The organism is Streptomyces xanthophaeus (genome assembly GCF_000725805.1).
Lineage (GTDB): Bacteria > Actinomycetota > Actinomycetes > Streptomycetales > Streptomycetaceae > Streptomyces > Streptomyces xanthophaeus.
Genome location: NZ_JOFT01000027.1, coordinates 177,998 through 187,806, shown reverse-complemented (window position 1 = coordinate 187,806; position 9,809 = coordinate 177,998). Strand labels below are relative to the sequence as shown.

Genomic DNA, 9,809 nt, shown 5'->3' with positions numbered 1-9,809 from the left:
GGGTCCGCTGGCCGGTGACGGCGAGGGCGACGACAACGCCCGGGTGCTGCGGTACATGGCCAAGCTGACGATCAACCCGGCGATCGCGCACGGCCTGGCCCATGAGATCGGCTCGATCGAGGTCGGCAAGCTCGCCGACATCGTGCTGTGGCGCCCGCAGTTCTTCGGCGCCAAGCCGCAGCTCATCCTCAAGTCCGGTTTCCCCGCGTACGGAGTCACCGGCGACCCCAACGCCGCCACCGACACCTGCGAACCACTCGTCCTCGGGCCGCAGTTCGGCGCGTACGGAGCCACCGCGGCCGACATCTCGGTGGCCTTCGTCTCCGCCGCCGCCGCGGCCCTCGGCAGCGACGAGATGCCCACCCGCAGGCGCCGGGTCGCCGTCCGCGGCACCCGCGGCATCGGCCCCCGCGACCTGCTCCTCAACTCCCGGGTGGGCGCGGTCGACGTGGACGCGCACAGCGGCCTCGTCTCCCTCGACGGGGAACCGCTGCGCTCCGAAGCCGCCGAATCGGTCTCCCTCAACCGCCTGTACTTCCTCTAAGTCAGCACAGCCCGTAAGGACCTCCCTGCCATGACCGCAAAGCCCGTGCACAACGGATTCCGGATGCCCGCCGAGTGGATGCCCCACGAGCGCACCTGGATGGCCTGGCCCAGCCCCAACCCGACCTTCACCAACGAGCAGGAGCTCGCCGAGGCCCGCGAGGCCTGGGGCGCCGTCGCCCGCGCGGTGCGCGCGTACGAGCCCGTGACCCTCGTGGTCTCGCCCGGTGACGCCGAGAACGCCCGGGCGATCGTCGGCGAGGACGTGCAGCTGGTCGAGCAGGAGCTCGACGACGCCTGGATGCGCGACATCGGCCCGACCTTCGTGACCGACGACGCGGGCGAGCTCGCCGCCGTCGACTGGACCTTCAACGGCTGGGGAGCCCAGGAGTGGGCCCGATGGGACCACGACGCGAAGATCGCCCGGCACGTCTCCGACGTCGTCGGCACCCGTACCTACAGCACTCCGCTGGTCAACGAGGGCGGCGCCATCCACGTCGACGGCGAGGGCACCGTGCTCCTCACCGACACCGTGCAGCTCGGCGAGGGCCGCAACCCCGGCTGGACCCGCCAGCAGGTCGAGGCCGAGATCCACGCGCACCTCGGCACCACCAAGGCGATCTGGCTGCCGTACGGCCTGGCCGGCGACTACGGCACCTACGGCACCCAGGGCCACGTGGACATCGTCGCGGCCTTCGCCCGCCCGGGTGTGGTGATGGTGCACACCCAGCCCGACCCGGCCCACCCGGACCACGAGCGGTGCAAGACCATCGCCGCCATCCTGCGGGCGTCCACCGACGCCCGCGGCCGGCAGCTGGAGGTCGTGGAGATCCCGGCGCCGACCGTGCTGGAGGAGGACGGGGAGTGGGTGGACTACTCGTACATCAACCACTACCTGTGCAACGGCGGCGTCGTCCTGTGCTCGTTCGACGACCCGCGCGACGAGGAAGCGGCCGAGATCTTCCGCGGACTGTTCCCGGAGCGGACCGTGACCCTCGTTGACGCACGTACGATTTTCGCCGGGGGTGGCGGTATCCACTGCATCACCCAGCAGCAGCCGAAGGTCTGAGCACGGGGACCGGCGGCCGACCGACGAGGAGTGGGCACATGGCGGCGGGCGGAGTACCGGTACGGGCGGCGCGCAAGAACGCGCCCCCGCGCGAGGACGTACTCGTCGCCGCCATGGCCACGATCGCCGAACGCGGTCTCGAAGGGCTGACCATGGCCGGGCTGGGCCGCGAGGTCGGCATGAGCAGCGGCCACCTCCTCTACTACTTCCGCAGCAAGGACGAGCTCCTGCTGCAGACCCTGGAGTGGAGCGAGGCGGCCCTGGGCACCGAGCGGCGGGCGCTGCTCGCCCGCCGCGGCCCGGTCGTCGAGCGCCTGCAGGCGTACGTGGACCTGTACGTGCCCACCCGGGCCCGCGATCCGCACTGGACGCTCTGGCTGGAGGTCTGGAACCGGTCCCAGAACGCCGGCGCGCGGGAACGCGAGCGGCAGGCGGCCATCGAGGGCGCCTGGCACCGCGACCTGGTCGCCCTGCTCGCCGAGGGCATCTCGCGCGGCGAGTTCCGCCCGGTGGACGCCGACCGGGTCGCGGCCCGCATCCGGGCCCTCCTGGACGGATTCAGCATCCAGCTGGCGGTGGGCCTGCCGACGCTGGACCGCGGCGCCATCCTGGAGCACGTCCGCGAGTTCCTCACGGACACCCTCGCCCCGCGCGGCTGAGGGCCCGTCCCGCCCGTGCGACGCGCGGGTGCCCGCATGGTGAGATCCGTGTCCGCGCCCCGCAGCCGTTGTGGCACACTGCGGACGTGCCTGCTCAGCTCATGATTATCGCCAGCAGCGCGCCGGTCCTCAGTGGCCGCTGAACCGTGGAAGACCTTCGCGGAAAGCGGCTACGTGCCCCAGACCCGCGCGCAAACCTCTCGCACCCGCGAGAGGTTTTTTCGTTTCCCGGCACCATCCCTGCCGGGACGTGAACGCACGCGATGATGGGGGCAGTGGATCCCGGGTCTCCGGAACCACTCATCCGACAGGAGTCAGATCAGCATGACGACGACACCAGAGGCGGCCACTGTGCTGTCCGGGGGCCTGGACGACAGCTTCCACGTCTTCGACACCACCCTGCGCGACGGCGCCCAGCGCGAGGGCATCAACCTCACCGTCGCGGACAAGCTGACGATCGCCCGGCACCTGGACGACTTCGGAGTGGGCTTCATCGAGGGCGGCTGGCCCGGTGCCAACCCCCGCGACACCGAGTTCTTCGCGCGGGCCCGCGCCGAGATCGACTTCAAGAACGCCCAGCTGGTCGCCTTCGGCGCGACCCGCCGGGCCGGCGGCTCGGCCGCCGAGGACCCGCAGGTGCGGGCCCTGCTGGAGTCGGGCGCCCCCGTGATCACCCTCGTCGCCAAGTCCCACGACCGCCACGTCGAGCTGGCGCTGCGCACCACGCTCGACGAGAACCTGGAGATGGTCCGCGACACCGTCTCCCACCTGGTCGAGCGCGGCCGCCGCGTCTTCGTGGACTGCGAGCACTTCTTCGACGGCTACCGGGCCAACCCGGAGTACGCCAAGGCCGTCGTCCGCACGGCCCACGAGGCCGGGGCCGACGTCGTCATCCTCTGCGACACCAACGGCGGCATGCTGCCCGCGCAGGTGACGGCCACCGTCGCGACCGTCCTCGCCGACACCGGCGCCCGCCTGGGCATCCACGCCCAGGACGACACCGGCTGCGCCGTCGCCAACACCCTGGCCGCCGTCGACGCGGGCGCCACCCACGTCCAGTGCACCGCCAACGGCTACGGCGAGCGCGTGGGCAACGCCAACCTCTTCCCGGTCGTCGCCGCCCTGGAGATCAAGTACGGCCGCAAGGTCCTCCCCGACGGCGCGCTCGCCGAGATGACCCGGATCTCGCACGCCATCGCGGAGGTCGTCAACCTCACCCCCTCCACCCACCAGCCCTACGTCGGCGTCTCCGCCTTCGCGCACAAGGCGGGCCTGCACGCCTCGGCCATCAAGGTGGACCCGGACCTCTACCAGCACATCGACCCCGAGCGGGTCGGCAACACCATGCGGATGCTGGTCTCCGACATGGCGGGCCGCGCCTCCATCGAGCTCAAGGGCAAGGAGCTCGGCGTCGACCTGGGCGGGGACCGCGCACTGATCTCCCGGGTCGTGGAGCGGGTCAAGGAGCGCGAGCTCCAGGGCTACACCTACGAGGCGGCCGACGCCTCCTTCGAGCTGCTGCTCCGCGCCGAGGCCGAGGGGCGGGCCCGCAAGTACTTCCGCATCGAGTCCTGGCGGGCGATCGTCGAGGACCGCCCGGACGGCACCCACGCCAACGAGGCCACGGTCAAGCTGTGGGCCAAGGGCGAGCGCATCGTCGCGACCGCCGAGGGCAACGGCCCGGTCAACGCACTGGACCGGGCCCTGCGGGTCGCCCTGGAGCGCTTCTACCCGCAGCTGGCCAAGTTCGAGCTGGTCGACTACAAGGTCCGCATCCTGGAGGGCACGCACGGTACGGAGTCCACGACCCGCGTCCTGGTCTCCACCTCGGACGGGGTCCGCGACTGGTCCACGGTCGGCGTGGCCCCCAACGTGATCGCGGCCTCCTGGCAGGCCCTGGAAGACGCCTTCACCTACGGTCTCCTGCGCGCCGGAGTGGAACCCGCCGAGTAGCAATGCCCTTATGTCCTGTTCACACAGGAAAGTTCCGGTTCGGGTAGCGTCATGGTTATGAGGACCAGGCTGATATCCGTACTTTCCGGTCTGCTGTTCGCCCTGTCGGCGACCGCCGTCGCGGTCGCCCCGCAGGCGTCGGCCGCCACCGGACCGGCCGCCGTGGCGGAGGCCCTCAAGGAGGGCCCCGTCTACGTCGACCCGGGCGCCGCGGCGCAGCTGTCGCAGGCGGACGCGGACGCGCTGGCACAGAAGATCAAGGACGCCGGGAAGCCCGTGTTCGTCGCGGTGCTGCCCGCCACGGCCGAGTACCCGGCCGAGGGGCTGCTGTCCGCGGTGCGCGCCCAGACGGGCATCACCGGGCTCTACGCGGTCCGGCTCGGCGACGGGTTCAGCGCGGGCGCCGACCCGGCCGTCATGCCGTCCAACGCCGTACGCAACCTCACGGCCTCGGTGAAGGCCGGCGGGCCGGTGGACGCGAGCACCCAGCTGAACACCTTCGTGGACCAGGCCCTCAGCCAGGCCAAGGGCAGCGCACCCGCCTCCTGGGGGACGGCCGCGGCGGACGACGGCGCCCCGGTCGGCGCCCTGATCGCCCTCGGCGCGGTGGCCGTGGTCGGCGGCGCGGGCGCGTACACGCTGGTCCGGCGCAATCAGAAGAAGAAGGAAGAGACCCGGCGCGAGGCGGTGGCCCGGCTGTCCGTGGTCGTGGACGAGGACATCACGGCCTTCGGCGAGGAGCTGGAACGCCTCGACTTCCATCCCGCCGAGCCCGGGGCGGACGACGCCATGCGCAAGGACTACGAGCAGGGCCTCGACTCCTACGAGAAGGCCAAGCAGATCATGGCCCGGGTGCAGCGCCCCGAGGAGGTCACGGGGGTGACCCAGGCCCTGGAGGACGGCCGGTACGCCCTCGCCAGCCTCGACGCGCGCCGCCAGGGCAAGCCGCTGCCGGAGCGCCGGATGCCCTGCTTCTTCGACCCGCGCCACGGGCCGAGCACCGAGGACGCCACCTGGGCCCCGGCGGGCGGTGCCTCCCGTACGGTGCCCGTCTGCGCGGCGGACGCCGTGCGGCTGCGCGACGGCCTGGACCCGGCGGTGCGCACGGTCGACACCGAGCGCGGGCCGCGCCCCTACTACGACGCCGGCCCGGCGTACGGTCCCTGGGCCGGCGGCTACTTCGGCGGCGGCATCCTGCCCGGCCTGCTCATGGGCACGATGCTCGGTTCGATGATGTCCAGCCCCGCCTACGCCTCCGACTTCGGCGGCGGCGCGGGCTTCGAGGGCGGGGACGTCTCCGGGGCCGACTTCAACCCCTCCGACTTCGGCGGCAGTGGTGACTTCGGCGGCGGAGGGGGCTTCGACGGAGGCGGCGGGTTCGACGGCGGTGGCGGCTTCTAGGCCTCAGGCCTGCTTGACGGCCGAGATGTCGAAGGTGAGCTTCACCTTGTCGCTCACCATCACGCCGCCGGCCTCCAGCGCGGCGTTCCAGGTCAGGCCCCAGTCGGACCGCAGGATCTCGGCGCTGCCCTCGAAGCCGACGCGCTCGGCGCCGTAGACGTCGGTGGCGGAGCCGTTGAACTCCAGGTCCACGGAGAGCGGGCGGGTGACGTCCTTGATGGTCAGCTCACCGGTGATGCGGTACGCGTCCCCGCCGAGCTGGCGCGCCTCGCTGGAGCGGAAGGTCATCAGGGGGAAGACCTCGGCGTCGAAGAAGTCGCTGCCGCGCAGGTGCCCGTCGCGGTCGGCGATGCCGGTGTCCACGGAGGCGATCTTGACGTCGATGGAGGCCGTGGAGCGGGCCGGGTCGCTGCCGTCCAGGTGCAGGGTGCCCTCGTGCTCGGTGAAGGAGCCGCGGACGTTGGTGACCATCGCGTGGCGGACGGTGAAGCCGATGCTGCTGTGGGCCGCGTCGATGACGTAGTCCCCGGTGAGCGCGGCGAGCGCCGGGTCCACGTCGAGCGTGGCGACGGCGGTGGCGCCGTCCTTGATCTGAGACTCCTGGTTGCGGCGGGTGAAGAGACCCATGGCTTGCTCCTCGGTAGTGTGCTGCCCGGATGTTCGTTGAATGTTCAACGAGAATGACGCTAGACCCATTCCGTTCAAATTTCAACTTCTCTGCCGCGCGTCGGCAGGTTTTGTGGCGACCCCACAAAGGTCGAAGGTCCCGGCTGGTGGAGTCGATGCATCGTTCGGCGGTTCTGTCCGGGCCGGACAGCGGAACACGGCCGAGACTGTGTGGAACCAACGGAGGTTTTTCAGGTACGGCTTCGTAAGGTCGGTACATGACCGTTGTGGACCAGACTCCGAGCGAGCCGACCGACGCCCGAGGGCGCGTCGCCGAGCTGCACTCCCTGCGCGAGCAGGCGCGTCGCGGCCCCAGTGACCGGGCGACCGAAACCCAGCACGCCAAGGGCAAGCTGACGGCGCGTGAGCGCATCGCTCTCCTCCTCGACGAAGGTTCCTTCAAGGAGGTCGAGCAGCTGCGCCGGCACCGGGCCACCGGGTTCGGCCTGGAGTCCAAGAAGCCCTACACCGACGGTGTGATCACGGGCTGGGGCACGGTCGAGGGCCGGACGGTCTTCGTCTACGCGCACGACTTCCGGATCTTCGGCGGGGCGCTGGGCGAGGCCCATGCCACGAAGATCCACAAGATCATGGACATGGCCATCGCGGCGGGTGCCCCGCTGGTCTCGCTGAACGACGGCGCGGGCGCCCGTATCCAGGAGGGCGTCTCGGCGCTCGCCGGGTACGAACGGGCTCGGCGGCGCGGACGTGCACGCCGAGACCTCGGGCGTCGCGCACTTCGCGTACGACGACGAGGAGACCTGCATCGCCGAGGTCCGGTTCCTCATCTCGATGCTGCCTTCCAACAACCGGGAGAACCCCCCGGTCCACGAGACGACCGACCCGGCCGACCGCCGCTCGGAGGTCCTGCTGGACCTGGTGCCCGCCGACGGCAACCGTCCCTACGACATGCTCAAGGTCATCGAGGAGCTCGTCGACGAGGGCGACGTCCTGGAGATCCACGAGCGCTGGGCCCGCAACATCATCTGCGCCCTGGGCCGGATGGACGGCCAGGTCGTCGGCATCGTCGCCAACCAGCCCGGCCACCTGGCCGGCGTGCTGGACATCCACGCGTCCGAGAAGGCCGCGCGCTTCGTGCAGCTCTGCGACGCCTTCAACATCCCGATCATCACCCTGCTGGACGTCCCCGGCTTCCTGCCGGGCGTCGACCAGGAGCACGGCGGCATCATCCGCCACGGCGCCAAGCTGCTCTACGCCTACTGCAACGCCACGGTCCCGCGGATCTCGCTGATCCTGCGCAAGGCCTACGGCGGCGCGTACATCGTCATGGACTCCCAGTCCATCGGCGCCGACATCACCTACGCCTGGCCCACCAACGAGATCGCCGTCATGGGCGCCGAAGGCGCGGCCAACGTCATCTTCCGCAAGCAGATCGCGGACGCCGAGGACCCCGAGGCCATGCGCGTCCGCATGGTCAAGGAGTACAAGGCCGAACTGATGCACCCGTACTACGCGGCCGAGCGCGGCCTCGTCGACGACGTCATCGACCCCGCAGAGACCCGCGAGGTGCTCATCAGCGCCCTCGCGATGCTCCGCAACAAGCACGCCGATCTGCCGTCCCGCAAGCACGGCAACCCGCCGCAGTAACCGCGAAGGAGACCTGCCACCCCATGAGCAACGCCACGGACACCCTGCTGCGCGTCGAGAAGGGCAACGCCGAGCCCGAGGAGCTGGCCGCGATCACCGCGATCCTGCTCGCCCGTGCCGCCGCCACCCCCGAGACCTCGGTCCGCATCCCCCGCTCCCAGGCCGGCTGGCGCCGCCTGGAGCGCACCCCGGGCTTCCGCGCCCCGCACAGCTGGCAGGGCTGACAGCCCTAGCACGCACCGAAGGCCCCGCACCCCTCCAGGGGGTGCGGGGCCTTCGGCATGCGCGGCGGGCAAAGGCGCGACGCGCACATCGGCCGCAGAACGGCCGCAGAACGGCCGCAGAACGGCCGCAGAACGGCCGCAGAACGGCCGCAGAACGGCCGCAGAACGGCGAAGGCCCCCGCGTCGGCTGACGCGGGGGCCTTCCCACAGGCGGTGGGCGCGACCTACCGCAGGCGTGCCATCAGGGCGTGCTCGACGAGCGTGATGAGCGCGCTCTTGGCGTCCGCGCGGTGGCGGGCGTCGGTCGTGATGATCGGGGCGTCCGGGCCGATCTGCAGGGCCTCGCGGACTTCCTCCGGGGTGTACGGCTGGTGCCCGTCGAAGCCGTTGAGGGCGATGACGAACGGCAGGCCGCTGTTCTCGAAGTAGTCGACGGCGGGGAAGCAGTCGGCGAGACGGCGGGTGTCCACGAGGACGACGGCGCCGATGGCGCCGCGGACGAGGTCGTCCCACATGAACCAGAAGCGGTCCTGACCGGGGGTACCGAAGAGGTACAGGATCAGGTCCTGGTCCAGGGTGATGCGGCCGAAGTCCATGGCGACCGTGGTGGTCGTCTTGTCACCGGTGTGGGTGAGGTCGTCGATCCCGGCGGAGGCGCTGGTCATGACGGCTTCGGTGCGCAGCGGGTTGATCTCGGAGACCGCGCCGACGAACGTGGTCTTGCCCACGCCGAAGCCGCCCGCCACCACGATCTTCGCGGAGGTGGTGGAGCGCGGTGCCCCTCCGGCAGAACCTCCGTTAGAGCTTGCGAAGTCCACTGAGCACCCTTTCGAGCAGTGTCACATCTGGCTGGCCGCCGGCAGACTCGTCGCCGCCGGGCTGGTGAATGGCGACAAGGCCCGCCTCCGCCAGGTCGGCGACGAGGATGCGGGCGACACCAAGAGGAATGGAGAGAAGTGCCGAGATCTCCGCGACGGATTTGATCTCCTGGCACAGGTGGCAGATGCGCTGGTGCTCGGGCAACTGCCCTTGCAGCCGCGCGGGGTCTGCCGTGGTACTGACCAGCGCCTCGATGGCGAGCTGGTAGCGCGGCCGAGTACGGCCGCCGGTCATCGCGTACGGACGCACCAGCGGGTTGTGAGCCTTCGGAGCGGGCTGCCGCGCAGCACGCGGAGGCTGCTGCGCAGGCATCTGGGGCTGCTGCTGGGGCTGACCGTACGGCTGCTGCTGGTAGGGGTTGTGCTCCGGCACGGGCCGGCTGGGGGAGGAGGGGAAGTTGAAGCGGTTCTGGTCGTGCCCACCCTGCGGCTGCTGCTGCGCGCCGCCATAAGGATGTCGAGCTCTGCGCGCAGGTCCGGGGTCAGGACGCTGCCCGCTCGGTCCACCAGGAGGGCCATCTCGTAGCCCACCAGGCCGATGTCGCACTCGGGGTGCGCGAGCACCGCGAGCGAGGATCCGTCCGAGACGGACATGAGGAACAGGAATCCCCGGTCCATCTCGACCACGGTCTGGTTGACGGCGCCGCCTTCGAAGATCCGGGAGGCCCCGGCGGTCAACGAGGTCAGACCGGAGGCCACGGCCGCGTCCGTCGGCGGAGACCACCACGGTGTGGGACACCCCTGGGGTGTTGTCCACGAAGTTGGTGATCAACCAGTTCAGGTTCTGTGCCGCCTGGCTCATCGGGCT

The 9,809-nt window shown here is 70.9% G+C and carries 9 protein-coding genes and 2 pseudogenes; 7 read left to right on the top strand and 4 right to left on the bottom strand.

What is annotated here, in order from left to right:
* From IO30_RS0118120 to IO30_RS0118100, 5 genes are all read left to right on the top strand, one after another.
* A partial coding sequence (locus IO30_RS0118120; protein ID WP_031144273.1) for an amidohydrolase family protein occupies positions 1-544 on the top strand: 544 nt, incomplete at its 5' end.
* A gap of 30 nt (positions 545-574) precedes the next feature.
* Positions 575-1,612 (top strand): agmatine deiminase family protein, encoded by a 1,038-nt coding sequence (locus IO30_RS0118115; protein WP_037894411.1) that lies wholly within the window; start codon positions 575-577, stop codon positions 1,610-1,612.
* 38 nt (positions 1,613-1,650) lie between these two features.
* Positions 1,651-2,271 carry a TetR/AcrR family transcriptional regulator gene (locus IO30_RS0118110; RefSeq protein WP_031144269.1) on the top strand — a complete coding sequence of 207 codons (621 nt, stop codon included), beginning with the start codon at positions 1,651-1,653 and terminating at the stop codon, positions 2,269-2,271.
* Between the two features lie 324 nt (positions 2,272-2,595).
* Entirely contained in the window at positions 2,596-4,224 is a 1,629-nt protein-coding gene (gene cimA / locus IO30_RS0118105) for a citramalate synthase (protein WP_031144267.1), read from the top strand.
* 57 nt (positions 4,225-4,281) lie between these two features.
* Entirely contained in the window at positions 4,282-5,625 is a 1,344-nt protein-coding gene (locus tag IO30_RS0118100) for a hypothetical protein (protein WP_031144265.1), read from the top strand.
* A 3-nt stretch (positions 5,626-5,628) separates the two neighbouring features.
* On the opposite strand, the gene IO30_RS0118095 is transcribed toward IO30_RS0118100, so the two are convergent.
* Entirely contained in the window at positions 5,629-6,252 is a 624-nt protein-coding gene (locus tag IO30_RS0118095; protein WP_031144263.1) for a YceI family protein, read from the bottom strand.
* A 257-nt stretch (positions 6,253-6,509) separates the two neighbouring features.
* Between IO30_RS0118095 and IO30_RS40645 the strand changes: the two are divergent.
* Together IO30_RS40645 and IO30_RS0118085 are read left to right on the top strand one after the other, a co-directional pair.
* Positions 6,510-7,899, top strand: a pseudogene (locus IO30_RS40645) (acyl-CoA carboxylase subunit beta).
* A 23-nt stretch (positions 7,900-7,922) separates the two neighbouring features.
* Complete coding sequence (locus IO30_RS0118085; protein ID WP_031144261.1) at positions 7,923-8,123, top strand: acyl-CoA carboxylase subunit epsilon; 201 nt, start codon at positions 7,923-7,925, stop codon at positions 8,121-8,123.
* A gap of 224 nt (positions 8,124-8,347) precedes the next feature.
* On the opposite strand, the gene IO30_RS0118080 is transcribed toward IO30_RS0118085, so the two are convergent.
* The 3 genes and pseudogenes from IO30_RS0118080 to IO30_RS40640 all read right to left on the bottom strand — a co-directional run.
* The gene (locus tag IO30_RS0118080; RefSeq protein WP_031144258.1) at positions 8,348-8,941 is read right to left on the bottom strand and encodes a GTP-binding protein; all 594 of its coding nucleotides are present in this window, start codon (positions 8,939-8,941) and stop codon (positions 8,348-8,350) included.
* The gene (locus tag IO30_RS0118075) at positions 8,922-9,578 is read right to left on the bottom strand and encodes a DUF742 domain-containing protein (protein ID WP_425338110.1); all 657 of its coding nucleotides are present in this window, start codon (positions 9,576-9,578) and stop codon (positions 8,922-8,924) included. Before IO30_RS0118075 ends, IO30_RS0118080 begins: the two co-directional genes overlap by 20 nt.
* A pseudogene (locus tag IO30_RS40640) lies at positions 9,461-9,803 on the bottom strand (roadblock/LC7 domain-containing protein); the annotation flags it as partial. The gene IO30_RS0118075 and the pseudogene IO30_RS40640, both read right to left, overlap by 118 nt.
* Between the last annotated feature and the right edge of the window lie 6 nt (positions 9,804-9,809).